This is a genomic window from Actinomycetospora sp. NBRC 106375 (assembly GCF_030269665.1).
Taxonomy (GTDB): domain Bacteria; phylum Actinomycetota; class Actinomycetes; order Mycobacteriales; family Pseudonocardiaceae; genus Actinomycetospora.
Genome location: NZ_BSTS01000010.1, coordinates 185,072 through 209,538 on the forward strand (window position 1 = coordinate 185,072; position 24,467 = coordinate 209,538).

Annotated in this window: 22 protein-coding genes, 1 other RNA gene and 1 pseudogene; 13 read left to right on the top strand and 11 right to left on the bottom strand. The window is 72.6% G+C overall.

Annotation, left to right across the window (positions count from 1 at the left end):
• Positions 1 to 59: 59 nt before the first annotated feature.
• Positions 60 to 884, top strand: coding sequence for an NAD-dependent epimerase/dehydratase family protein (locus QSK03_RS18255; protein ID WP_285654764.1), 825 nt, complete (start codon positions 60 to 62; stop codon positions 882 to 884).
• On the opposite strand, the gene QSK03_RS18260 is transcribed toward QSK03_RS18255, so the two are convergent.
• A complete protein-coding gene (locus QSK03_RS18260; RefSeq protein ID WP_285654766.1) occupies positions 868 to 1,617 on the bottom strand; it encodes a GNAT family N-acetyltransferase in 750 nt (249 codons plus the stop codon). The two genes, QSK03_RS18255 and QSK03_RS18260, sit on opposite strands and share 17 nt — an antisense overlap.
• Positions 1,618 to 1,685: 68 nt before the next feature.
• On the opposite strand from QSK03_RS18260, the gene QSK03_RS18265 reads away from it, so the two are divergent.
• The 3 genes from QSK03_RS18265 to QSK03_RS18275 all read left to right on the top strand — a co-directional run bounded on the left by QSK03_RS18265 (position 1,686) and on the right by QSK03_RS18275 (position 2,813).
• Positions 1,686 to 1,973 (top strand): putative quinol monooxygenase, encoded by a 288-nt coding sequence (locus QSK03_RS18265; RefSeq protein WP_285654769.1) that lies wholly within the window; start codon positions 1,686 to 1,688, stop codon positions 1,971 to 1,973.
• A 99-nt stretch (positions 1,974 to 2,072) separates the two neighbouring features.
• Complete coding sequence (locus QSK03_RS18270) at positions 2,073 to 2,246, top strand: hypothetical protein (RefSeq protein ID WP_285654772.1); 174 nt, start codon at positions 2,073 to 2,075, stop codon at positions 2,244 to 2,246.
• A 75-nt stretch (positions 2,247 to 2,321) separates the two neighbouring features.
• The gene (locus tag QSK03_RS18275) at positions 2,322 to 2,813 is read left to right on the top strand and encodes a pyridoxamine 5'-phosphate oxidase family protein (protein ID WP_285654775.1); all 492 of its coding nucleotides are present in this window, start codon (positions 2,322 to 2,324) and stop codon (positions 2,811 to 2,813) included.
• 3 nt (positions 2,814 to 2,816) lie between these two features.
• Here QSK03_RS18275 and QSK03_RS18280 read toward each other — a convergent pair whose 3' ends face one another.
• From QSK03_RS18280 to QSK03_RS18305, 6 genes are all read right to left on the bottom strand, one after another.
• Positions 2,817 to 3,674, bottom strand: coding sequence for a polysaccharide deacetylase family protein (locus QSK03_RS18280; protein WP_285654779.1), 858 nt, complete (start codon positions 3,672 to 3,674; stop codon positions 2,817 to 2,819).
• A gap of 230 nt (positions 3,675 to 3,904) precedes the next feature.
• The gene (locus QSK03_RS18285; protein WP_285654782.1) at positions 3,905 to 5,002 is read right to left on the bottom strand and encodes a class I SAM-dependent methyltransferase; all 1,098 of its coding nucleotides are present in this window, start codon (positions 5,000 to 5,002) and stop codon (positions 3,905 to 3,907) included.
• A gap of 8 nt (positions 5,003 to 5,010) precedes the next feature.
• The gene (locus tag QSK03_RS18290) at positions 5,011 to 5,316 is read right to left on the bottom strand and encodes a hypothetical protein (protein ID WP_285654785.1); all 306 of its coding nucleotides are present in this window, start codon (positions 5,314 to 5,316) and stop codon (positions 5,011 to 5,013) included.
• A gap of 253 nt (positions 5,317 to 5,569) precedes the next feature.
• The gene (locus QSK03_RS18295; protein WP_285654786.1) at positions 5,570 to 6,895 is read right to left on the bottom strand and encodes an extracellular solute-binding protein; all 1,326 of its coding nucleotides are present in this window, start codon (positions 6,893 to 6,895) and stop codon (positions 5,570 to 5,572) included.
• Complete coding sequence (locus tag QSK03_RS18300) at positions 6,892 to 8,130, bottom strand: vWA domain-containing protein (RefSeq protein ID WP_285654789.1); 1,239 nt, start codon at positions 8,128 to 8,130, stop codon at positions 6,892 to 6,894. Before QSK03_RS18300 ends, QSK03_RS18295 begins: the two co-directional genes overlap by 4 nt.
• A 927-nt stretch (positions 8,131 to 9,057) precedes the next feature.
• Entirely contained in the window at positions 9,058 to 9,408 is a 351-nt protein-coding gene (locus QSK03_RS18305) for a VOC family protein (protein ID WP_285654792.1), read from the bottom strand.
• Between the two features lie 31 nt (positions 9,409 to 9,439).
• On the opposite strand from QSK03_RS18305, the pseudogene QSK03_RS18310 reads away from it, so the two are divergent.
• Positions 9,440 to 9,739 (top strand): annotated as a pseudogene (locus QSK03_RS18310) (MmcQ/YjbR family DNA-binding protein); the annotation flags it as partial.
• 85 nt (positions 9,740 to 9,824) lie between these two features.
• Here the strand turns inward: QSK03_RS18310 and rnpB are convergent.
• Positions 9,825 to 10,223: RNase P RNA component class A (gene rnpB / locus QSK03_RS18315), an RNA gene on the bottom strand.
• Between the two features lie 179 nt (positions 10,224 to 10,402).
• Between rnpB and QSK03_RS18320 the strand changes: the two genes are divergently transcribed.
• Positions 10,403 to 11,113, top strand: coding sequence for a GntR family transcriptional regulator (locus QSK03_RS18320; protein WP_285654795.1), 711 nt, complete (start codon positions 10,403 to 10,405; stop codon positions 11,111 to 11,113).
• On the opposite strand, the gene QSK03_RS18325 is transcribed toward QSK03_RS18320, so the two are convergent.
• Both QSK03_RS18325 and QSK03_RS18330 read right to left on the bottom strand, forming a co-directional pair.
• On the bottom strand, positions 11,044 to 12,474 hold the full coding sequence (locus tag QSK03_RS18325; protein ID WP_285654797.1) for an MFS transporter: 1,431 nt from the start codon (positions 12,472 to 12,474) through the stop codon (positions 11,044 to 11,046). The two genes, QSK03_RS18320 and QSK03_RS18325, sit on opposite strands and share 70 nt — an antisense overlap.
• Before the next feature lie 66 nt (positions 12,475 to 12,540).
• Positions 12,541 to 13,557, bottom strand: coding sequence for a 2-dehydropantoate 2-reductase (locus QSK03_RS18330; protein WP_285654798.1), 1,017 nt, complete (start codon positions 13,555 to 13,557; stop codon positions 12,541 to 12,543).
• 210 nt (positions 13,558 to 13,767) lie between these two features.
• Between QSK03_RS18330 and QSK03_RS18335 the strand changes: the two genes are divergently transcribed.
• From QSK03_RS18335 to QSK03_RS18360, 6 genes are all read left to right on the top strand, one after another.
• On the top strand, positions 13,768 to 15,504 hold the full coding sequence (locus tag QSK03_RS18335; RefSeq protein WP_285654799.1) for a thiamine pyrophosphate-binding protein: 1,737 nt from the start codon (positions 13,768 to 13,770) through the stop codon (positions 15,502 to 15,504).
• Between the two features lie 25 nt (positions 15,505 to 15,529).
• Positions 15,530 to 16,759, top strand: coding sequence for a formyl-CoA transferase (frc, locus tag QSK03_RS18340; RefSeq protein ID WP_285654800.1), 1,230 nt, complete (start codon positions 15,530 to 15,532; stop codon positions 16,757 to 16,759).
• Positions 16,759 to 18,951 carry an acetate--CoA ligase family protein gene (locus tag QSK03_RS18345; protein WP_285654805.1) on the top strand — a complete coding sequence of 731 codons (2,193 nt, stop codon included), beginning with the start codon at positions 16,759 to 16,761 and terminating at the stop codon, positions 18,949 to 18,951. The genes frc and QSK03_RS18345 overlap by 1 nt, the downstream gene beginning before the upstream one ends.
• 133 nt (positions 18,952 to 19,084) lie before the next feature.
• The gene (locus QSK03_RS18350; protein WP_285654807.1) at positions 19,085 to 20,545 is read left to right on the top strand and encodes an OFA family MFS transporter; all 1,461 of its coding nucleotides are present in this window, start codon (positions 19,085 to 19,087) and stop codon (positions 20,543 to 20,545) included.
• Between the two features lie 107 nt (positions 20,546 to 20,652).
• The gene (locus QSK03_RS18355) at positions 20,653 to 21,411 is read left to right on the top strand and encodes a sulfite exporter TauE/SafE family protein (RefSeq protein WP_285654809.1); all 759 of its coding nucleotides are present in this window, start codon (positions 20,653 to 20,655) and stop codon (positions 21,409 to 21,411) included.
• A 1-nt stretch (position 21,412) separates the two neighbouring features.
• Complete coding sequence (locus QSK03_RS18360) at positions 21,413 to 22,654, top strand: SLC13 family permease (RefSeq protein WP_285654812.1); 1,242 nt, start codon at positions 21,413 to 21,415, stop codon at positions 22,652 to 22,654.
• On the opposite strand, the gene QSK03_RS18365 is transcribed toward QSK03_RS18360, so the two are convergent.
• Entirely contained in the window at positions 22,632 to 23,504 is an 873-nt protein-coding gene (locus QSK03_RS18365; protein ID WP_285654814.1) for a helix-turn-helix domain-containing protein, read from the bottom strand. The two genes, QSK03_RS18360 and QSK03_RS18365, sit on opposite strands and share 23 nt — an antisense overlap.
• Before the next feature lie 101 nt (positions 23,505 to 23,605).
• Here QSK03_RS18365 and QSK03_RS18370 point away from each other — a divergent pair, with 101 nt between their 5' ends.
• Positions 23,606 to 24,460 carry an oxidoreductase gene (locus QSK03_RS18370; protein WP_285654819.1) on the top strand — a complete coding sequence of 285 codons (855 nt, stop codon included), beginning with the start codon at positions 23,606 to 23,608 and terminating at the stop codon, positions 24,458 to 24,460.
• Positions 24,461 to 24,467: the final 7 nt, after the last annotated feature.

Here is a 24,467-nt window from a genome sequence, read left to right on the forward strand (position 1 = left end):
CTAGGGTCCGCGCCCGGGTAAGGCTAGCCTCACTTCGATCGTGTGCGAGGCTCCCGGCCGTGCGGGTGGCGGTGACGGGCGCCGGCGGCTTCGTCGGGCGGGCGGTCGCGTCCGCGCTGGGCGGCGCCGGTCACGACGTCGTGCCCGTGACCCGCGCGGTCGCCGACGTCGAGCGGCCCGACCAGGTCGCGGCCGTGCTCGCCGACGTCGAGGCGGCGTGCCACCTCGCCGCGGTGGTGCGGGTGCGCGACTCGCTCGCCGACCCGCTGGGCACCTGGCGCACCAACCTCGGCGGCACGCTCGCCGTCCTCGGCGCCCTGCGGCCGGGCGCGCGGCTCGTCCTCGCCTCGACCGCGGCGATCCACGACGACGTCCCGCCCGCGCACCCCTACGGCGCGTCGAAGCTCGCCGCCGAGCTCGCTGCGCGGGACGCGTCGGCCACCGGCGCGCTCGGCACGGTCTCGCTCCGCCTGGCCAACGTCGCCGGCCCGGGCGACACCGACGGTTCCCGGCTCCTGCCCGCGATCCTCGCCGCGGCCTGCGGGGGCACGCCGTTCACCGTGAACGGCGACGGCTCGGCGGTGCGGGACCTGGTGCACGTCGACGACGCCGCCGCCGCGTTCGTGGCCGCGCTCGACGTCGCCGCGCCCGGGTCGTTCCGGGCGGTCCCGGTCGGGAGCGGCCGGCCGGTGACCATCCGGGAGGTGCTGGCGTCGGTCGAGCGCGTCACCGGCCGCGCGGTCGCCGTGGCGTACCGCGACGCGGCTCCGGAGCCTCGAACGGTCACCGTCGACCCCACGGAGGCGCGGTCGGCGCTGGGCTGGGCCCCGCGGCGTTCCACGATCGACCGCATCGTGCGCGACGCGCTCACGTCGGGGGCGTGAGCGAGCGGAGGATCACCGTCGGCCGGAAGCCGAGACGCGCGTACCACCTCATCGGGGTGTCCGACGGATCCGCACCGATGACCACCGGGCCCGCGCCGCCGACCCGCGCGTCGGCCACCGCCGCGCCGATCAGCGCCCGGGCGTAGCCGCGGCCACGACGGTCCTCGTGGACGAAGAGGTCCTCGACCACCCCGGTCCCTCGCGCGCCGCCGGCCCAGCTCGCGAAGAACCCGACCGGGCCCTCGCCGTCGTCCGCGACGAACCAGTGCACCGACGGCCCGAGCGCCCACCGCTCCTCGACCGTCGCGTCGGTGCGCTCCTCGCTGCGCGCCGCTCGCCCCGACCGGCGGTCCGTCTCGAGGTGGTCGGCGCGGAAGAGCGCGCGGAGCGCCTCGCGGTCGGCGTCCGCGGCCGGCCGCACCGGGCCGTCGGGCGCCGGACCCGAGGCCCCGGGCGGGAGGACCAGCTGGACGGAGGTGTCGATGCGCCACCCCCGGACGACGAGCTCCGCCTCGACGAACGGCGGCGCGTCCGGGTCCAGCACGATCTGCGGGACCTGCGCGATGGTCCGCGCGGCGTCGAGCGCCGAGTCGAGCTCCTCGACACCCCGGGGGCGCAGGCGGTGCAGGAAGGTCGACCGCGGGAGGCCGGGCCGGCGCACCAGGACGGCATCGCCGAGGTCGTCCACCTCGGCCCCGAGCGACCAGTAGTCCGTGACGACGTCGGCGACCATGACGGCCATCGTGGCTGACCAGTGAAGTCCTGTTATCGTACCGATCACTTCATCGAGAGGATCGAGCAATGGTGATCGTCGCCGGCCACATCACGGTCGAGCCCGCCGAGCGCGAGAACTACCTGGCCAACTGCGTGGCGGTGGTCGTCCAGGCCCGCGCGGCCACGGGGTGCCTGGACTTCTCCATCACCGCCGACCTCGTCGAGCCCGGCCGGATCGCCATCTTCGAGCGGTGGACGTCACGGGAGGCCGTCGAGGCGTTCCGCGGGAGCGGGCCGAGCGAGGAGCAGGGCGCCGCCATGCTCTCGGCCGACGTCGCCGAATACGACGTCTCGGACGTCCGCAGCCTGACCTGATGGCCGGGACCCGCCGGCGGATGGTCACACGCACGGGCCGACACGCCACGATCCGGGGGGTCGTCCCGGACCCGCGGGCGCGTCATGCACCGTGGGGGCATGCGTCCCACGCACGACCAGACCGAGGCCGCCGGCACCGATCCGGCCGCCATGCAGGCCCTGCTGCGCCAGCGCCAGCGTGAGGCGACCGAGTCTCCCGACGGCCCCCGCGAAGGCATGCCCGCCGCGCTCCAGGCCCGCGACAACCTGCGGCGCCTTCTCGACCGCGCCTGACCGGCGGTGCTCCGCCGGCCCAGGAGGCCGGCGGAGCACCCGTGAGTGTCGGGGGTCACCCCTAGCGTCCGGTGGATGGCTCTCTGGACCGACTTCGCCGCGGCCGCGCCCCACATCGCCGAGGTCTTCACGCGGCGGCACAGCGCCACCGACAACCTCTGCATGCTCGGCACGCTGAGACCCGACGGCTACCCCCGCGTCAGCCCGATGGAGCCCCGGTTCCTCGAGGGCGACCTGTGGATCGTCGGCATGCCCGACACCGCGAAGTTCGCCGACCTGCGGGCCGATCCACGCTTCACCCTGCACACCGCGACGGTCGACACGCAGGTCGGCGAGGGCGACGCGAAGATCTGGGGCCGCGTCGAGGACGTGCGCGACACGGCGCTGCACCAGCGCTTCGCCGAGGCGGTGTTCGAGGAGATCGGTCTCGACCTGCGCGGGCAGGAGTTCGACCAGTTCCTCCGGGCGGACATCGTCGGCGCGGCGTCCATCGCGGTCGGTGACGGCCACCTGGACGTCACCACCTGGCGCGAGGGCGGCGCGGAGAAGGTGATCCGCAAGCACTGACCGTCAGGTCGGGAAGGTGAACTCGTAGCCCTGGTCCTGCAGCCACGGGATCACCTGGCGCAGCGCCTCGACGGTCTGCTCGCGCGGCCCGCCGCCGTCGTGGAAGAGGATCACTGCGCCGGGGTGCACCGACCGCTGGACGGCCTGGACGATCGATGCGACGCCGGGCTGGGTCCAGTCGAGGGTGTCGACCGACCATCCCAGCGGCCGCATGCCCGTCGCGGCGGCGACGTGGTCGAGCTGCGGCGACCATTTGCCTTCCGGGGCGCGGAAATAGTCGACCGAGACCGGCGGGTTGACGACCGTGGCCAGCGACTGGTGGCTGCGGCCGAGCTGGGTGCTCATCAGCCCCTCGTCCACCGAGCCGACGGTCGCGTCGTGGGTGAACGTGTGGTCGCAGAGCCGGTGCCCGCCGGCCACGACCCGCTGAACCATCGCGGGCTCGGCCACGGCCTGGTTGCCGATCATGCAGAACGTCGCGCGGATGCGGTGCTCGGCCAGGATGTCGAGCACCTGCGGGGTGAAGGTGCTCGGCCCGTCGTCGAACGTGAGGGCGACGGTCGGGCGGTCGGTCGTCGTCGACGTCACCGACAGCAGCGACGGCGTGATGGCGGGGCGCGCCTCGCCCGGCATCCCGAACGCGGGCGCGTCCTCGACCGTCCGGGCCCGGATGCCCGCCGGGGCCGACGACACCGCCGGGTTCGCGCCGGCCGCGACCACCGTCGGGGCACCGACGTCGGCGAGCACGACGACGGTGACGCCGACCATGAGCCCGATCGTCGTCACCAGTCCGGCCCATCGATAGATGTAGGGCGGGCTGACGATCTGGCGCAAGATGACCCGCTGCCGCGCAGTGAACATCGGCACCATCCGTCCCATCCGTCACATGAGTAACAGTCGGGATCACCATAGAGGGCCGTTCTCGTCGCCTGCGAGCAACCCTCCACCTCCGATCGAGTGAAGACAGATTTCTCGTGACCGTGGTCGGTGTCCTGCGTCGCCATCTCCGGGTGCTGCGCCCCGGCCCCCGTCCGCGCGGGCAACGCCGTGGTCGTGGACCACCGCCCCGACCACGACGTCACCCACAGGACTCAGGGCCGCAGCTCGTAGACGAGGTTGACCTCGGTGGACGTCGCGAGCCGGGCGTCCCCGAAGCCCGCCTCGCGCGCGAGCTCGCAGGTGCGTGTCGGCCCCGCCTGGTTCCCGAGTCCCGCGCCGGGGTCGGCCGAGAGTCCGCTCGGCAGGCACACGAACATCGACGCGCCGAAGAGCAGCCGGCCCAGCGGGTTGAGCGCCTCGGGGACCGTGTCCCAGCTCATGGGCTCGACCAGCATCACCGAACCACCGTCGCCGACCGCACTACGGGCCGCACGCAGCGCTCCGACGGGGTCCGGCATGTCGTGCAGGCAGTCGAAGAAGGTGACCAGGTCGTACTGTCCGGCCAGGTCGATCGCCGGACCCACGCGGAACGTCACGCGGTCGGCGACCCCGGCGGCGTCGGCACGGCCGCGGGCGAGCTCGACCGAGCCGGGGTGGTAGTCCAGACCGACGAACGTGGCGCGGGGGTAGGCCTCCGCCATGATGATCGTCGAGGAGCCCAGCCCGCAGCCCACGTCGGCGACCGTGCCGCCGGCCCGGAGCCGCTCGTCGATCCCGGTCAGGGCGGGGATCCAGGAGCCGGTGAGGTTCGCGAGGTAGCCCGGCCGGAAGAAGCGTTCGGTCCCGCGGAACATGTCCTCGTGCTGCTCGTGCCAGCCGATCCCCTCGCCGGTACGGAAGGCCTCGGTGAGCCGGTCGAGCATGCGCGTCGCGGCGGTCAGGTTCTGGAAGGCGCCCGCGAGGTAGGCCGGGCTGTCAGCGTTGGTGAACACCTCGGCCTGCTCCGGCGACAGACGGAAGCGCCCCGAGCGGGCGGACCCGTCGGTGTCCCCGCCGTCGTAGGTGATGTAGCCGGCCGCGGCCATGGTCATGAGCCATTCCCGCAGGTAGCGCTCGGAGAGTCCGGTCTCGGCGGCCAGCTGGGCGGCGGTCATCGCGTCGCGGCCCGCCATCGCGGTGAACAGGCCCAGCCGGTCACCCAGCAGTCCCAGCGGCACCACCAGCGCGGCGCCCGCATCGGTGACGATCTGCCCGACCAGCGCCTCGAGCACCGCGGGATCGACGTTCACGGCCGGCTTCGTCGTGGTCATCGTCGGCCTCAGACGCGATCGGGTGTATCGATGATCCGGCACACGGTCACGACGGGCTCGCTCATCACCCCCGCCGCGGCCAGCACCTTCTTGATGTCCTCCTGCCCGGCGAAGAACCGCTGGAACGTCTCCTCGTCCGGCCACTCGTCGACGACCAGGGCGTTGCCCTCCGAATCCTCCGCGAACTGGTGGTGGATGAGTCCCTGACGCTGCCCGTCCTGCGTGATGGACATGATCATCTCGCGGTGATCGTTGACGGTCTTCTCCATGACGTCCGCCGAGATCGGGAACTTCATCGTGATCATGACGCTCATGGCGCCTCCTCTCGAGGGAGCGTCACAGTGTGATGGCACACGACATGATCGGCGGCTCGTTCACTCGTTGAGACCAGCCAATCGTGCCCGCTACTCACTCATCGCTGTCGATACGTGAGGAGTGGGACGCCGGTCCAGGATGTGGTCGCTCCGGCGGCGTGGAGGTCGTTGACGGCCGCCTACCCCGACGTCCGGTCGCCGGCCCGAACGCCACCAGGACCAGCCCTCATGACTCGAGCGGGCCGGATGATCCTCAGTCGGACGCGATCCGGCCGGCCGCCGCATCCTCGAGTCGCGGCACGAAATCCGGTGGAAGGCTCCGACGACTCCCATTGCCGTACTCGGCGGCGGTCTGCCGGAAGACCGCCGAGAACCGCGCGTAGTGCACCAACGACGGCCGGGGCAGGGCGTCATCGAGCCCGGCGCGCAGGTCCGCGGCGAACGGGTAGCGGCGACGCACTTCTGGGTCCTCGTACACCACAGCACGTGCCGCCGGCAGCCCACCGCGGTCGAAGAGGACCTGCTCGCTGCGGTCGCTGGTCAGGAAGTCGATCAACGCTCGCGCGGCCCGAGGCCGCTCGGTCTGGCTGGAGATCGCCAGGTTCTGTCCACCGAGGATCCCGGAGTCGTCTGGCAAGGTCGTCACACCGATCTCCCGGTCAGGCTGGCCGGCCTCGCGGGTCGCCGACAGGGCCAGGTACGCGCGCGGCCAGTTCCGCATGAACACCGCGCCGCCCGCCCGGAAGGCTTCGGAACTCTCGTCCTCGGTCTGTCCTGCGAGGCCGAGGGAGAGCACGCCGAGACGGCTGAACGCCGTCTCGATGTCGGGCAGGTGCGCACCGGCGGTGACGGACCCGTCGGGGCCGACCACCTCGCCGCCCTCTCCTCGGACGAGCTCCAGGGCGTTCACGGTCAGGCCCTCGTAGTCCGCGAACTGACCAACGTAGGCCGGACCTCGATATCCCGTCCGGCGGATGTCCTCGACGTCGGATTGCAGCTCCCGCCAGGTGCGGGGCGGGTCGGCGTTCGGGCGACCGAGCAGGCTCTGCAGGAGGTCACGCCGGTAGTAGAGGAGGCCGAGGTCGGTGTTGAACGGCAGCGCCCACAGACGACCTTCCGTGTCGCGGCAGCTGTCGAGCGGCCGCTCGAGGAAGTCGTCGACGCGTACCGAACCCTCGTCGATCGGTGCGAGATAGCCGTTTCGCGCGAACTCCTCGGTCAGGGTGACGTCAAGATTCATGACGTCCGCGCCGGCCCCAGCCTGGGCTCGCGCGATCATCTCGCTGCGCTGGGCGTCCGCGACAGGCGGGAGCTCGATGACCTGGACCTGGTTGTCCTTGTGGATCGCGTTCCACTCCCGAACGAGCTCGATCCGCTGCCGCCCGACGCTGTCGTCACGGCCGGTCACGAGGACCAGCGGGCCAGGCTCGAGACCGGTGTCGGGGTCGATGAACGGCAGGCTCGCGGCGATCAGCAGCGCGACGAGGAGCAACGACATTCCCGCCGTCAGCGCGAACGCACCCCACGGCATCGCTCTGGGTGGGTGCCCATCGCGTGGGGGCCGGTCGGCGGCGGTCATCGGCCGCTCCAGATGTCGTCGACGGTGTCCTCGAGGACAGGCCCCAGGTTCGCCGGGTCGGCGTCACGGCACTCGACCTGGCTCGACGCAGCCGTCAACGTCGAGAGCCCCGGGCCGTTGCACCGGATCTCACCGAGGGTGATGACGGTCAGACGAGTCCCCGCCCGAAGCGCCGTCGCGACGGCCTGTGGCGTCAGGCCGCTGTTCGTGTCCTCGCCGTCGGTGATCACCACGGCTCCCGACGTGACGGTCGGATCGCCCGTGCCGACTGCCCCGACGCCGTCGACCATCGCCCGGTACAGCGGTGTGTTCCCGGAGGCTCGCGCTGTGCCGAGGGAGCGCCGGACCTGGTCGAGGCGATCCGGCGCGGCCGGGCCGACGGGAACCAGCTCCTGATGCCCGCTCGCCACGCCGCCCGGGAACACCCAGAGGCCGACCTCGTCGCGGGGGCCTGCGAGCCGGAGCGCGCCTCCGACCGCACCGCGGACCACGTCGAGCCGGGTACCAGTGGGGGCCCCCGCGTCCATCGAGCCCGAGGTGTCCACCGCGAGAAGAACGCGCCCGCGGGGTTGCGCGTCCCGATGGCGCGCCAGCATGTCGGCCAAGACGTCCGCCGACACCCCCGAGAGGTCGGCCTCGGCGTTGAGATCCACGCCATTCTGCGAGTCGAGCAGTCCTCCCCTGGGCGCGGCGAAGTCGCCCGGGGGACGCAGACCCTCCGCGAGGAGCGCTCCCCTCCCGTCCTCGGCCCCGAGCCAGTCCTCGAAGTCGCGCGCTACCGAGGCCTGCTCATCGGTGGTGCGCGAGGTAGCCACGCCAGGACGGGAGCTTGCCGTCCACGCCATCCGCGCGATCTGGAAGTCGAGACCGTGGGTGTCGCTGGGGTAGACGGCGTCGAGGCGGACGTCCCGTGACATGCCGTCGGGGACGGCATCGGGACACGAGGTGCCGAGAGGGTCACCGCGGTCGAGGCGGGCGAGTTCCTGCTCGGTGGTGATCACGGCGGTCCGCGCGACGGCGCTGCCCGGCATCATCGCCCCGACGGAGGGGGTCGCCCGGCGATACGCGCAGAGCTGAGCCGCCGACGAGCCCGTCGGGAAACCACCCTGCGCCCGCGCAGCAGCGAGCGCGCCCTCGACCTGGCCGGGGTCGAGCGCCCCTGGCGCACCCTGGCCGTACAGCACGGCCGTCGAGACCGCTCCCGCGCCGGGGGCGTCGGGGTCGGGTCGAGCCACGAGCTCGCCCCCGAACACCAGTGACCGGAAGACCTCGGACCACCGCCGACCCTCCACCTGGTCGGTTCCGACCGCGGACGAGGGGCGAGAGGCCCACGACGACCGGAGTGGAGGCGATCGACCGGGGGTCCTCGGCGAGCGCGGTCCCGGGAACCGCGACCGGTGTCATTTCGGCGCGTGTCGAGGTGAGCCAGAGATCGGGCTGCGGGCCGATCGCGGACAGTCCGGTGTCCGGGTCCCACCAACTGTCGGGAGCGCGGGCATGTGCCGCGACGATGCGAGAGTCCACGGCGAAGACGCTGACCTCGACTTCCGGGCACCCGTGATTTTTGGTAGCGGTGTACGACTCGTAGCGGCGCGCGAGGTGGCGAGCGGTCACCTCGTTGTCAGGACCGGCGACGAGGCGCAGCTCCTGCGGCGAGGAGCAGCCGGCGAGGGCGATTTTCAGCTGCCCCGACAGGTCCAGACCCGGCGCACCGAGCAGGATGCCGAGCGCCACGAGGATCGCGAGGGGGACGAGCACCCGTCGCCGAGCTACCGACAGCAGAGTCCGACGCAGCGTCCCGGTCACCCGCGGGACGATCCTGAGCAACACCCCCCTCGCCCATGCCGCGGTGGCGGCGGTCGAGAGGACGGCGCCCACGACGAGGAGGGCCCAGTCGCCGATGGTCTCGGGCGGGGTCGGAGCCAGCGCGACGAGGAGGATGCCGCCGACTCCGGCGAGAAACAGCACCACGAGCACGAGCCCCTGGAGCCACCGGGGATGCTCCTGCCCGTCTGCCCCCGCCTCGGCCACCCGCTCCCCCGCCACCGTTCACCCGAGCCCGCCGATCATGACGGTGCCGGTGGGCCATCGGCTGGCGCCCGTCATCTGTTACACCGCTCACAGGAGACCGTTGCGCCGATCGGGCGTAGCGAACACGAAGCTCAGTCCACGTGCTGAACGATGTTGAGGACGTTGCCGTCGGGCGCCCGCACGAAGAACCGCCGCACTCCCCACGGCTCGGTGGTCAGCGGGTGCACGATCTCGTACCCGCGCTGCTGCGCCTCCGCGTACGCCGCGTCGACGTCGTCGACCTTCACCGACGCCACCGGGTCCTCCGGGGCCGTCCTGTCGTGGGTGACGAGCTGGACGCTCGCGCCGGTGTCGGAGGAGAACCGGGTCACCCAGTCCATGTTGATCTCCTCGTGGTCCATCCCCAGGTAGCCGGCGTAGAAGTCCCGGGCCGCGGCGATGTCGGGCACCCGCAGGTCGGCGTAGAAGGTCGTGACTCGCATGCGCTCTCCCCTTCGGTCGTCTCCGGGGAACATGCTCTGTCCCGTGGCCGAGGTCGAGGACGTGCGAGGGCTGGGTTCGAGCCTGGAGCGGTCGTACCCGGCGTACGTCCGCGGCCGCCTGCGGTTCCGGGTCGGGCAGATCGTCTACGTCGCGTTCTCGCTCGACGAGACGGAGATGGGGTTCGCGTTCCCGAAGGAGGAGCGGGCGGCGCTCGTCGAGGCCGAGCCGGACCGCTTCCACCTGCCGCGGCCCTCGGAGCTGCGCTTCGGATGGGTGGAGTCCGATCTCGCGACCCTCGACCCGACCGAGGCACGGGAGTTCGTCGTCGACGCCTGGCGCATGGTCGTGCCGAAGAAGCTCTCCCGCGCCTACGACCTGGCGCACCCCGAGGGACCCGGGCTGACGCGGTGCGGGGCGGACGAGCCGGCCTGTAAGCCGGATCCTGTGCCCACGTCCCTCACGGGAGCGTGGGTGGCGACCATCCATCTCGGCCCGCCGTCGCCGGCGGGCTCCAGCGGTCTACCCGCAGGTCTCGGGCGGGCAGCCCTCGGACGACCTGCGCGGCCGGTCCTCGCGGACCGGCCTTCTTGACCTTGCTCCGGGTGGGGTTTACCGAGCCGTCCTGGTCACCCAGGACGCTGGTGGTCTCTTACACCACCGTTTCACCCTGACCACCGAGCGGACCCGGTGGCGGTCTGTTCTCTGTGGCACTGTCCCGCGGGTCACCCCGGGTTGCTGTTGGCAACCACCCTGCCCTGTGGAGTCCGGACTTTCCTCGACGGGGATCACCCGCCGCGGTCGCCCGGCCGACTCATCCGCGCGACCAGGCTACGACACCCCGGTCGGGAGACGGCGCGGCGACGCCCGGTCGGCGCGGGGTGACGGTCACGCTCTGTTCACACCGTCGTGGTCGGGGCCGGGCCCCTCTGCGGTACGTCGTATGCTGTAGGCCGTGTACGCGACCCGGCCGACGGCCGAGGGAGGGGGCTCGACGTGACGCCACCGGACACGTCGCGGCGGATCGCGCGCCCGGTGCCGCTGCGCGAGAGCGTGTACGAGGCGATCCTCGAGATGATCGTGTCCCGCAGCCTGGCGCCCGGCCAGCACCTCGCCGAGGCCGAGCTGGCCGCGACGCTCGGCGTGTCCCGGCAGCCCGTGCGCGAGGCCCTGCAGTGGCTGAAGAACGACGGCTGGGTCGAGCTGCGTCCCGGCTACGGCGCCTTCGTGCACGCCCCCACCCCGCAGGAGGCCGAGCAGCTGCTCAGCGTGCGGTCCCTGCTCGAGACCGAGGCCGCCCGGCTCGCGGCGGAGAACGCCGCCGAGGCCGACGTCGCGCACCTGCGCGAGCTGTGGCGGCGGGGCGTCGCGACGGTGGAGGCGGACGACCGGGACGGGATCGTCGAGGCCAACGCGGAGTTCCACCGGGCGGTGACCCGGGCCTCGGGCAACGACGTGCTCATCGAGCTCGCGGCGCAGGTCGACCGCCGGGTCCGCTGGTACTACGCCTCGGTCGCGCAGCGCCGCGGGGCGCGCTCCTGGGACGAGCACGCCGCGCTCATCGAGGCGATCGCCGCCGGTGACACCGAGGAGGCCTCCTCGGTGATGCGCGCCCACACCGAGGAGACCCGGCGCTCCTACCTGGCCGCGGCCGAGGAGGACGGTGTCGACGCCCCGGACGCGGACGAGTTCGAGAACGCGCGCTGACCCGGCGCGCCCGCCACGACCCGCGCGACCGGGCCGGGCAGGGTGCGCGGCAGACCGGGGCGAGTGAAGGCCCGGGCGCCCAGCGCCGCCGCCGCGGAGACCGCCACGGCGAGACCGAACGCCGCGGCGAACCCCCACTGGGTCACGACGGTCGCGGCCAGCCCGACGCCGAGCACGCCGCCGACGGCCTTCGCGCTGTAGACGACCGCGTGGACCTCCACGGCGCTGTCCCGGCCGAAGAACTCGCGGGTCAGCCCGGCGAACAGCGGATAGAACGCTCCTCCCCCGGCGCCGGCGAGCGCACCACCGGCCACGACGAGGCCCACCGATCCCGAGGCCGCCGCCATCGCGAGCACGGCCTGCGCGACCGCCTGCACCAGGAGCACCGCGCTGATCGTGCGGACCGCCCCGACCCGGTCGCCGACCGTGACGGCCACCGAGCGCCCACCGCCCGCGAACCCGACCAGCAGGGCGGCGGCGAGCACGACCGGACCGGGGCCGGCGCCGAGCCCGAGGGCGAGGACGACGAGGAAGGCGGCGTCGAGCAGCGACACCGCGACCGCGGCGGCGAGGACGACCGCGACGAGCAGCAGGGCCCGGGTGCGCAGGGCCTGCCGCGGGGTGTACGAGCGCCCGGAGGCCGGGTTCTGCAGCCGTGACGGGCCGCGGCGCAGCGCCCAGCGGCGCGGATCCACGTCGGCGGGCCACCAGTGCGGCGGCGGATCGGCGAGGAGCACGCCCGCGGCCGCGACGACGACCAGGACGACCAGTCCGGCGCCGACGAGCGCCGGGGTGAGCGCGCCGGGGTCGAGGGCCACGAGCGCGGCGACGACCACCGGCAGGGAACCGAGGGCGAACGCGCCGGTCACCAGGCTCACCCGCTGCGGGGCCCGCTCCGGGTACCAGGCGGCGACCACCGAGCTGCAGGTCGCGTAGACGATCCCCGCGCCGCTGCCGCCGAGGACCGTGTACGCGACGGCGCCGAGCGGACCGCCCGCCCCGAGACCGACGAGACCGAGCCCGCACAGGAGAGCGGCCGCGACCATCAGCGAGCGCGGCCGCACCGCGCGGCGCCCGTGCAGGGTCGCGACCGGGAAGCCGGCGCCGGCCTGGAACACGATCCAGCCCGCGAGCAGCCAGAACGTGCCCTCGAGACCCCAGCCGCGCGCCGCCATCAGCGCGGGGGCCACCGCCCCGAAGCCGTACTGCATGACGCCCACCGCCGCCATCGCCACGGCCGACGCCGCCAGGACCGACCCCCGGGGACGGCCGAGGAGATCGCGCGGGTCCTCGCCCGTCCGGTAGCGGCGGCCGTCGCAGTCACGCACCTCGTGCACGGTCCGCCCGTCGTCGACGATCATGGCGAGCTCCTTCCATACTGTATGCACAGAGTGGAGGAAGCGTGACCTGGAGCACAAGACCCCTCGTCAGGCGACCCCGGCGCCGGCCGAGGACGCGGCCGGCGGGACGTCCCCGGGAGCGAGGCTGCGATCGAGCAGGTCGGTCAGCGCCGCGACCGCCCGCAGGACCGGCACGTCGGTCTCGGTGAGCTCGGCGAGCTCGACGACCGCGTGGAGCAGGACGTCGAGCTCCAGGGGCCGGCCCCGTTCGAGGTCCTGCAGGGTCGAGGTCTTGTGCTCGCCGACGCGCTCCGCCCCGGCGAGACGGCGATCGACGGAGACCGCCGGGTCCGCACCGAGGCACCGGGCGACGAGCAGCGTCTCCTCCATCATCGAGCGCACCAGCTCGCGGGCGCCGTCGTGGCGGCAGATGCCGGCCATCGTGGCGCGGGTCAGGGCGCTGATCGGGTTGAACGAGATGTTGCCCATCAGCTTGACCCAGATGTCGTTGCGGATGTCCGGCTCCACCGGGCAGCGCAGGCCACCGGCCTGCATCGCCGCGGCGAACTCCGCGCAGCGCGCGGAGGCGCTGCCGTCGGGCTCCCCGACCGAGAAGCGGGTGCCCTCGACGTGCCGGACCACGCCCGGTGCGGCGAGCTCGGTGGCCGCGTAGACGACGCACCCGATCGCCCGCCCGGGCGGTAGCGCCGCACTCACCGTCCCGTCGGGGTCGACGGCCTCGATCCGCCGCCCCGCGTACGGCCCGCCCAGGCCGTGGAAGTACCACCACGGGATGCCGTTCTGGGCGGCGACCACCGAGGTCGTCGCGTGCAGCAACGGGCGCACCATCGGCCCGGCGGCGGCGTAGGCGTTCGCCTTGAGCCCGAGGACGACGTGGTCGACCGGACCGATCTCGGCCGGGTCGTCGGTGGCCGGCGGGTGCGCCACGAAGTCGCCGCGGGCGCTCTGCACCCGGACACCGTCGCGCCGCAGCGCCTCGAGGTTGGCCCCGCGGGCGACCAGGTGCACGTCCGCACCGGCCCGCGACAGGCACGCGCCGACATAGGCACCGATCGCCCCGGCTCCCAGGATCGCAACCTTCACGTGGTTCTCCGTCCCGTTCGTCGTCTTTCTTCCGGACACCCGTCCTCGCAGGTCAGCGCCTACGTCGAGCGACCACGGGACCACGGTCGGCGACCGGGACCCCTGGACACGAGCACGGAGTGAGGTGTACCACTTCCATACGGTATGCAGTATGTGATCTTGAACGACCGAGGGAACGGTCACACCCCGCCGACGAGGAGTGAGCCCGCGATGACACAGACGTCCCCCGCCGCACCCCCGACCAACGGTGCCGGCGAACCGCGGGATCCCGCGGCGCCCCCGGAACAGATCTCCGGCGGCCACCTCGTGGCGAAGGCGCTCAAGGCCGAGGGCGTGGACACGATCTACACGCTCTGCGGCGGGCACATCATCGACATCTACGACGGCTGCGTCGACGAGGGCATCAGCGTGGTCGACGTGCGTCACGAGCAGGTGGCCGCGCACGCCGCGGACGCCCACGCCCGCGTCACCGGCCGGCCCGGATGTGCCGTCGTGACCGCGGGCCCGGGCACCAGCGACGCGGTGACCGGCGTCGCCAACGCCTTCCGCGCCGAGAGCCCGATGCTGCTCATCGGCGGTCAGGGGGCGCTGAGCCAGCACCGGATGGGGTCCCTGCAGGACCTGCCCCACGTCGACATGATGTCGCCGATCACGAAGTTCGCCGCGACGGTGCCCGGCACGGCACGCGCGGCCGACATGGTCTCGATGGCCTTCCGCGAGTGCTTCCACGGCGCGCCCGGGCCGAGCTTCCTCGAGATCCCCCGCGACGTCCTCGACGCCCGAGTGCCGGTCGAGAAGGCCCGTGTCCCGTCACCCGGCGCCTACCGCGCCTCCCGCCGCTCGCTCGGGGACCCCGCGGACGTCGAGCGCCTCGCCGAGCTCGTCAGCCGGGCCGAGAAGCCCTGCGTCCTGCTCGGCAACCAGGTCTGGACGTGCCGCGCCACCGACGACGCGATCCGGTTCGTCCGCGAGCTCGCGGTGCCCGCCTTCATGAACGGCGCCGGCCGGGGCACCCTGCCGCCGGACGACCCGATGCACTTCCAGCTGGCCCGGCGCTACGCCTTCGACAACGCCGACCTGATCATCATCGTCGGCACGCCGTTCGACTTCCGGATGGGCTACGGCAAGCGGCTCTCCCCGAACGCGACGCTGGTCCAGATCGACCTCGACTACCGCACGGTCGGCAAGAACCGCGACATCGACCTCGGCATCGTCGGCGACGCCGGCACCGTGCTCTCGGCGGTCGCCGATGCGGCGTCGGGCGGGCGGGACGCCGCCACGACCGCCCGCCGGGAGTGGATCGCCGAACTGCGGAACGTGGAGGACGAGGCCTACCGCAAGCGGCTGCCGCGGCAGCACTCGGACGCCTCCCCCATCGACCCCTACCGGCTCGTGCACGAGATCAACGAGTTCCTCACCGAGGACTCGATCTACATCGGCGACGGCGGCGACATCGTCACCTTCTCCGGCCAGGTCGTGCAGCCGAAGTCGCCCGGCCACTGGATGGACCCCGGCCCGCTCGGGACGCTCGGCGTCGGGGTGCCGTTCGCGATGGCCACGAAGCACGCCCGCCCCGACAAGGAGGTCGTCTGCCTCTTCGGGGACGGCGCGCTGAGCCTCACCGGCTGGGACTTCGAGACCATGGTGCGCTTCGACCTCCCGTTCGTCGGGATCGTCGGCAACAACTCCTCGATGAACCAGATCCGGTACGGCCAGGAACAGAAGTACGGCCGCGACCGCGGACGCGTCGGCAATTCCCTCGGCGACGTGCCCTACGACCAGTTCGCCCGCATGCTCGGCGGCTACGGCGAAGAGGTCCGCGACCCCGCCGACATCGCCCCCGCACTGGCACGTGCACGGGAGTCCGGCAAGCCCTCCCTCATCAATGTCTGGGTCGATCCCGAGGTCTACGCCCCGGGAACGATGAACCAGACCATGTACAAGTGACCGGCTCACGAACAGGAGTTCGCTGATGGAGAAGGCACTGGCGGGCGTGCGGGTGCTCGACATGACCCACGTGCAGTCCGGTCCCTCGGCCACCCAGGTCCTCGCCTGGCTCGGCGCCGAGGTCGTCAAACTCGAATCGCCGACGGGCGACATCACCCGCAAGCAGCTGCGGGACCTGCCCGACGTCGACAGCCTCTATTTCACGATGCTGAACTGCAACAAGCGCAGCATCACGCTCAACATGAAGTCCGACCGCGGTAAGGAGCTCTTCACCGAACTGGTGAAGTCGTCGGACGTCCTGGTGGAGAACTTCGGTCCCGGAGCGGTGGACCGGATGGGATTCACCTGGGATCGGCTGCAGGACATCAACCCGCGACTCGTGTACGCCTCGATCAAGGGTTTCGGTGAGGGCCCGTACACCCATTTCAAGGCCTACGAGGTCGTCGCCCAGGCGATGGGCGGATCGATGAGCACCACCGGCTTCGAGGAGGGCCCGCCGACCGCGACCGGCGCCCAGATCGGGGACTCGGGCACCGGCATCCACACCGTCGCCGGCATCCTGGCCGCCCTCCTGCAGCGCGAGCACACCGGTCGCGGACAGCGCGTCTCGGTGGCCATGCAGCACGCGGTGCTCAACCTGTGTCGAGTGAAGCTGCGTGACCAGCAGCGCCTCACCCACGGCCCGCTCGCGGAGTACCCCAACTCCGAGTTCGGCGACGAGGTCCCGCGGTCGGGCAACGCGTCCGGGGGCGGTCAGCCCGGCTGGGCGGTGCGCTGCGCGCCCGGCGGCCCGAACGACCACGTCTACGTGATCGTCCAGCCGCCCGGCTGGAAACCGATCGCCGCGCTGATCGGTCGCCCGGAGCTCGCCGACGATCCGGAGTGGGCCACCCCCGAGGCACGTCTGCCGAAGCTGGACAAGATGTTCCAGATGATCGAGGAGTGGTCGATCAATCACGGCAAGTGGGACGTGCTGGCCACCCTCAACGCCCACAACATCCCCTGCGGGCCGATCCTCTCGACCAAGGAACTGATCGAGGACTCCTCGCTGGTCGACAACAACATGATCGTCACCGTCGACCACCCGGAGCGCGGGGCGTTCACCACGGTCGGCTGCCCGATCAAGCTGTCCGACTCGCCGGTGAAGGTGGAGTCCTCACCGCTGCTCGGCCAGGACAACGAGCACGTCTTCCGCGAGCGGCTCGGCATCGACGCCGAGGAACTCGCCGAGCTGCAGTCGGAAGGGGTGATCTGATGGCCACCACGACGGAGACCGACGTGCGGCCCGGGACCGGTGCCGACGATCGCTACGACCGGGAGACGGTCCGGGCCGTCCTCGCGGCCGCCCGCCGCGACGGGCGCGGCTCGCTGACCGCGCCCGAGGGGCGCGAGGTGTGCCTGGCCTACGGCATCCCCACCCCTGCCGAGGGGCTCGCGAGGTCCGCCGACGAGGCCGTGGACCTGGCCGCCCGCATGGGCGGCACGGTCGTCCTGAAGATCGTGTCGCCGGACATCCTGCACAAGACCGAGGCCGGCGGGGTCCGGGTCGGGGTGCGGGGCGAGACCGACGTGCGGCGTGCCTACGACGACATCGTCGCCGCGGCCGGCGCGTACGACGCCTCGGCCCGCGTTCACGGAGTGCAGATCCAGCAGATGGTCGGCGCGGGCCAGGAGGTCATCGTCGGCGCCACCACGGACCCCACGTTCGGCAAGGTCGTCGTGTTCGGCCTGGGCGGGGTGCTGGTCGAGGTCCTCCACGACGCGACGTTCCGGCTCGCGCCCGTCGACGGGCCGACCGCACGCGGCATGCTCGACGACATCGCCGCCGCCGACGTGCTGCGCGGCGTGCGGGGTGCCGAGCCGGTGGACGCCGACGCGATCGCCGACGTGATCCGCCGGCTCTCCGACCTCGTCGCCGACTTCGACGAGATCCGCGAGTTCGACCTCAATCCCGTGTTCGCCGATGCGCACGGTGCGGTTGCCGCCGATGTGCGCGTCGTGCTCGACGACGAGGTCCGGCCGCCGCCGGTGCGCTACGACCAGCAGGAGATGCTGGCGACGATGACCCGGCTCATGCGGCCCCGGTCGGTCGCGGTGATCGGCGCCTCCGCGGAGCACGGGAAGATCGGCAACTCGGTGATGCGCAACCTCGTCGACGGCGGGTTCGCCGGCGAGATCCACCCGGTGAACCCCAAGGCCGACGAGATCCTCGGACGGCGGGCGTACGCGTCGGTCACCGACATCCCCGGCGAGGTCGACGTGGCCGTCTTCGCGGTTCCGGCGAAGCTGGTGGCGGCGCAGGTCGAGCAGGTCGGGCACAAGGGGATCCCCGTCGCCGTGCTGATCCCCTCGGGCTTCGCCGAGGTCGGCGAGGTCGAGATGCAGGAGCACCTCGTGGCCACGGCGGCCGCGCACGGCGTGCGCCTGCTGGGCCCGAACATCTACGGCTACTACTCGACCCACCAGGACCTCTGCGCGACGTTCTGCACCCCCTACGACGTCCGGGGAGGCGTCGCGCTCACGTCGCAGAGCGGCGGGATCGGCATGGCCATCCTCGGGTTCGCGAGGACCACGAAGATGGGCGTCTCGGCCATCGTCGGTCTGGGCAACAAGTCCGACGTCGACGAGGACGACCTGCTCACCTACTTCGAGGCCGACGAGGCCACGCAGTGCGTCGCCATGCACCTCGAGGACCTCAAGGACGGGCGGGCGTTCGTCGAGACCGCCCAGCGCGTCACGGTGAAGAAGCCGGTGGTCGTGCTCAAGGCCGGCCGCACCGCGATGGGCGCCCGCGCCGCGGGCTCGCACACCGGGGCGCTCGCCGGTGACGACCAGGTCTACGACGACATCCTCCGCCAGGCGGGGGTGATCCGGGCGCCGGGGCTCAAGGACATGCTCGAGTACGCCCGGGGCCTCCCGGTCCTCCCCACGCCGCAGGGCGAGAACGTCGTGATCATCACCGGCGCCGGCGGGTCCGGGGTGCTGCTCTCCGACGCCTGCGTCGACAACGGGCTGACCCTCATGGACATCCCGCCGGATCTCGACGCGGCCTTCCGGGCCTACATCCCGCCCTTCGGTGCGGCCGGCAACCCCATCGACATCACCGGTGGCGAACCGCCGAGCACCTACGAGTCGACGATCAGGCTCGGGCTGCAGGACCCGCGCATCCACGCGTTGGTGATCGGCTACTGGCACACGATCGTCACCCCGCCGATGGTCTTCGCCGAGCTCGCCGCACGCGTGGTCGCCGAGGCGCGGGACGACGGCATCCACAAGCCGGTGGTGGTCTCGCTCGCGGGCGACACCGAGGTCGAGGAGGCCAGCCAGTACCTCTACGACCGCGGGGTCGTGGCCTATCCGTACACCACGGAGATGCCCGTGGCCGTGCTCGGCGCCAAGTACCGCTGGGCCCGGTCCGCCGGCCACCTCGGCGCGCACGACCGCTGACGCCGCACCGAACGAGCACCCCGCGTCGACGCGCACTCCCGCGCGCCCGACCGTCGGCCCCCCGTACGGCGGGTCCGGCCCCCTGACGAGCGACGGAGGTCGCCACTCTCGTCATTCTGTCAAAGGAGACATCGTGACCGTCACCGACCCCCCGTACCGCGAGATCACCGACGCTCGCGGCCGCGTCTACCGAGTCGGAGAATCGCCTCAACAGATCCTCGGCGTGTCCCGCAAGTGGATGGTCTGGCTGCCCTGGCTGGCCATGATGGGCATCAGCGTCTTCGAGTACGGCTACGGCGCCGCGGAATCGACCCTCGAGGACGTGCACGGCTGGAGCCTCAGCCAGGCCTTCTGGCTCGTGGCGGTCTGGACCGTCTTCCAGGCCGGTGTCGCGTTCCCGGCCGGACGGCTGCGGGAGCAGGGCAAGTTCTCGGCGCGCACCGCGATGTTCGTCGGCGCCGGATGCGTGTTCCTCGCGTTCGCCGTCCTGGGCGTCACCAGCAGCCTGCTGCTGAACTTCCTCTTCTACTCCGTCATCGGCGGCATCGGCTCCGGGCTGGTGTACGCGACCTGCATCAACATGGTCGGCAAGTGGTACCCGGAGAAGCGGGGCGGGAAGACCGGATTCGTCAACGGCGGGTTCGCCTACGGTGCCGTGCCGTTCATCTTCGTGTTCAGCTACCTGTTCGACAAGGACACCTTCACGCTCGTGCTGGTGCTCGTCGGTGTCTACATGCTCGTCGTCGTCGCGCTCTGCGCGATCCTGTTCAAGGACCCGCCGAAGAACTGGTGGCCCGAGGAGGTCGACCCGCTCACGTATCACACCAATCCGAAGTCGGCCCGGAGCCTGGAGAAGAACCCGCCGGCGGTTCGCCAGTACACGCCGATGGAGGCCATCAAGACCGGACAGCTGCCGCTGATGTGGCTCTCGTTCGCGATCATCGGCGGCGTGTCGCTCTTCGGGATCGGCTATCAGGTGGACTTCGCCGAGGAGGTCGGGTTCGGGCCCTTCATCGCGGCCTCGTCGGCCGGCGTGCTCTCGATCGTCAACGGGGTCGGGCGGGGCGTCGTCGGGTGGGTCTCGGACCTCATCGGCCGGCGCCAGACCCTCGTCCTCGTCCTGGCCATCGAGGGCGTCGCCCAGTTCGGGCTGCTGTGGAGCGGCAACGCCGGCAACGAGGTCGGGTTCATGTTCTTCGCCTTCGTGGCCGGCTTCGGGGGCGGCGCGTTCTTCCCGCTGTTCGCGGCCCTCACGCCGGACTACTTCGGCGAGAACTACAACGCGACCAACTACGGCCTGGTCTACAGCGCCAAGCTCGTCGGGGGCCTGTTCGGCCTCGGGGCGGCCTCGCACGTGGTGGAGGTGTGGGGCTACGACGGCGCCTACACGATCGCGGGCGTGATCGCCTTCGTCTCCGCGGGCACGGCGGCGATCCTGCGCCAGCCCGGGCGGACCCGCGACGGGAAGGTCCCGGCGAGCGGGCTCTTCGACGACACCCCGGGGATCGAGACCGCTGAGGACGGCACCGCGGCGGCCGCGCCGCCGGGTCCGACAGCTCCCGCCGGGGAGACCACCGGCCGGCGCGAGAGCTGAGCCGCGGGGCCACCACCTGCCGCCCCGGCGCCCGGACAAGTGCGGTCCGGGCGCCGGGGTCCCTCACGTCCTGACGGCATCCCACCGCCGGGCTAGCCTGACCGCTCGTGTCCGACGCGTCGGTCTGGGAAATCGTCCTGCTGGGCCTGCTCGGCCTGCTCGCCGGGGCGGTCAACGCCGTCGCCGGCGGCGGGTCGCTCATCGTGTTCCCGGCGCTGCTCGCGGTGGGGATGCCGCCGCTGCCCGCCAACGTCACCAACTCGGTCTCGCAGTGGCCCGGGTACGCCGGATCGGTGGTCAACGCCCGCGGCGACCTGCGCGAGCAACGCCGGCGACTGGTCACCACCGCGATCGCCGCCGCCGTCGGCGCCGCGATCGGGTGCACATTGCTGCTGATCCTGCCGCAGTCGGTGTTCGACGCGGTCGTGCCCGTGCTCGTGCTCCTCGCGAGCCTCACGCTCGGCGCACAACCGTGGATCAAGAGGTGGACCCGGCGCGAGGAGCGGGCGGCGGACAGCCCGCGGGTGCTGCTCCCGGCGATCTTCCTCGCCGCGGTCTACGGCGGCTACTTCGGCGGGGCGCTCGGGGTGGTGCTCATCGCGGTGCTGTCCCTGTTCGCCCACGACACCCTCCAGCGGCTCAACGCGCTGAAGGTGGCGCTCTCGCTGGTGACGAGCACGGTGACCGTGGTGCTGTTCGCGCTCTTCGCCCCCGTCGACTGGTTCGCGGTGCTCCTGCTGGCCCCGACGACGCTGATCGGCGGCTACCTCGGCATGGCGGTCGCCAAGAAGATGCCCGACGGGGTGCTGCGCTGGAGCGTCGTGGTGCTCGGCGTCGCGGTGGCGATCTACCTGTTCCTGCGGTGACGTGACCGTCCTCGCCGTCGCGCTGCTGGCGGTCGTCCTCGTCGTCGCCGTCACCCGGCCGCGCGGCCTGCCCGAGGCGGGTGCGGCGGTCCCGGCGGCGATCGTGGTGCTCGCGGTCGGGCTGCTGACGCCGGACCGGGCGTGGCAGGAGGTCGGCGAGCTCGGACCGACCGTCGGCTTCCTCGCCGCGGTGCTGGTGCTCGCCCACCTCGCCGACGCGGAGGGCGTCTTCCGCTGGGCAGGCGGCGTGCTCGCTCGGCGCTCCCACGGGCGCACCCACCGCCTGTTCCTGCTGGTGGTCGTCGCGGCGGCCCTGACCACGGCGGTGCTGAGCCTCGACGCGACGGTGGTCCTGCTGACACCGGTCGTGCTCGACACGGCCCGCCGACTGGCCGCCCGGCCCGCGCCGCACGCCTTCGCGTGCGCGCACCTCGCGAACAGCGGGTCGCTGCTGCTGCCCGTCGCGAACCTGACCAACCTGCTCGCCCTGCAGGCCACCGGCCTGACGTTCCTCGGCTTCGCGGGGCTGATGCTGCTGCCGCAGCTCGCGGTGCTGGTCGTCGAGTACGGGGGGCTGCGGCTGACGTTCCGCGCCGACCTCGCCGCGCCGACCGAGGAGGCGCCGGAGACCGAGGAGCCGCCCCTCCCCCGGTTCGCCGTCGCCGTCCTCGCCGCGACGCTGCTCGGGTTCGCGGCCTCGTCGCCGCTGGGCATCGAGCCGGTCTGGGTCGCCGTCGCGGGCGCCGTGGTGCTGGCGGTGAAGACCGTCGCGACGCGGCGCTCGCGGGTGCGCGACGTGGTACTCGCGGCGTCGCCGCTGTTCTGCCTGTTCGTGCTGGCGCTGGGCGTCGTGGTCGCGGCGGTGACCGACCGGGGGCTCGGCGACCTCGTCGCCGGCGTGCTGCCGACCGGCACCTCGTTCCCGGCTCTGCTCGGGCTGGCGGCCGTCGCGGCGGTGCTCGCGAACGTCGTCAACAACCTGCCCGCGACCCTCGTCCTGCTGGCCGCGCTCGGTCCGGCTCCCGCCACGGCGGCCGTGCTCGCCGTGCTCATCGGGGTGAACATCGGCCCGAACCTCACGCCCGTCGGCTCCCTGGCGACCCTGCTGTGGCGTCAGGTCCTGGCTGCCCGGGGCACCCCGGCGTCGCTGCGCACCTTCACGCTGGCGGGGCTCGCGACCGTCCCCCTGGGCGTCGTCGCGGCCACGGGGGCGCTCTGGCTCACCGTGACGCTGACGGGCTGACGGGGGCGCGCGGGACCGCCATCGCCTCCGTCCCCACCGCGCCGAGCAGGTCGAGGCGGCCGCGGGCGTCGGCGTCGGCGGGCGTGAAGACGAGCAGGCGCAGGTCGTCCTCGGCGGTCGTCAGCGTGTCGCAGTCCAGCTCCACGTCGCCGACGTCGGGGTGAACGACGGTCTTGTGGCTCTGGTGGTGCCCGGCGATGGCACCCGAGTCCCACAGAGTCCGGAACTCCTCGCTGGCGTCGTGGAGGTCGCCGACGAGGGCGCGGAGGTCGGGGTCGCCGGGATAGCGGCTCGTGCTGCCGCGCAGGTCGGCGACCAGGGAGCGGGCGAGGGCGTCGCGCTCCTCGGTGGTGTGGCGGACGCGGTCGCCGGCCTCGCCCTCGGTGAACAGGCGCCGGAGCGTGTTGCGCCGGTGCTCCTCCACGGCGGTGGGATCGCCCATGAGCGCGGCGTAGAGGGGGTTCCAGGAGATCAGCGTCCAGGTGGCGTCGAGGACGCCGACGGGGTGGTCGTGCAGGGCCTCGAGGATGCGGCGCACACCGGCCGGGATGCGCCGGGAGATCCGTCCGCGGTCGGCGGCGTGCCCGGCCAGGCGGAACAGGTGGGCCTGCTCGGCGTCCGACAGGCGCAGCGCGCGGGCCAGGGCGGCGCACACCTGTGCGGACGGGGTGCGCGTGCGGCCCTGCTCGAGGCGCACGACGTAGTCGATCGAGATGCCGGCGAGCAGCGCCAGCTCCTCGCGCCGCAGACCCGGGGCGCGCCGGGGCGCGTTGACGGCCATGCCGACCTGGGCCGGGTCGGTGCGGTCGCGCCAGGTGCGGAGGGCGGCAGCGAGCTCGCCGGTGCTCATCGCCCGATCATGCGCCTGAACGACCTCTCGTGGGGGGTACGCGGTGTACCAGGACGATCCGTCGCTCCCCACCACCCCGAGCCGGGATGAAGGTAGGACCCATGACCACCTCGGAACTGACCGACCGCCTCGCCCTCGCCGACGACCTCGTCCTCACGCGCATGGGCTACGGCGCGATGCAGCTCGCCGGCCCCCACGTGATGGGCCCGCCACGCGACCGCGACGAGGCGATCGCCGTGCTCCGGGAGGCCGTCGACCGGGGCGTGACACACGTCGACACCGCCGACTTCTACGGCCCGTTCGTCGTCAACGAGATCCTCCACGAGGCCCTGCACCCCTACCCCGCCGACCTGCGGATCGTCACCAAGGTCGGCTGCCGCCGCGGGGAGGACGGGTCGTGGAACCTCGACACGTCGCGCGACGAGCTGATCCGTGAGGTGCACGAGAACATCGGGCGCCTGGGCGTCGACGCCCTCGACGTCGTCAACCTGCGGGTCTCCGACGACCCGGACGCGTCCCTCGCGGAGCCGTTCGGGGTGCTGGCGGAGCTGCAGCAGGAGGGCCTGATCCGCCACCTCGGCGTCAGCAACGTGTCCCACGCCCAGTTCACCGAGGCCCGCGCCGTCGCGCCGGTGGTGTGCGTCCAGAACCTCTACAACCTCGTCCAGCGCCAGGACGAGGACATCCTCACCGAGTGCGCGGCAGCGGGGATCGGGTTCACCTCGTTCTTCCCGCTCGGGGGCTTCTCGCCGCTGCAGTCGGACACGCTCGCCGCCGTCGCCGGGCGCGTCGGGGCGACGCCCCAGCAGACCGCGCTGGCGTGGCTGCTGCAGCACTCGCCGGCGATGCTGCTCATCCCGGGCACGTCGTCGCGGGGGCACCTGCGCGAGAACCTCGCCGCGGCCGACCTCGTCCTGCCCGCCGACGCCGTCGCCGAGCTGGACGCGATCAGCTGAGTCGCCG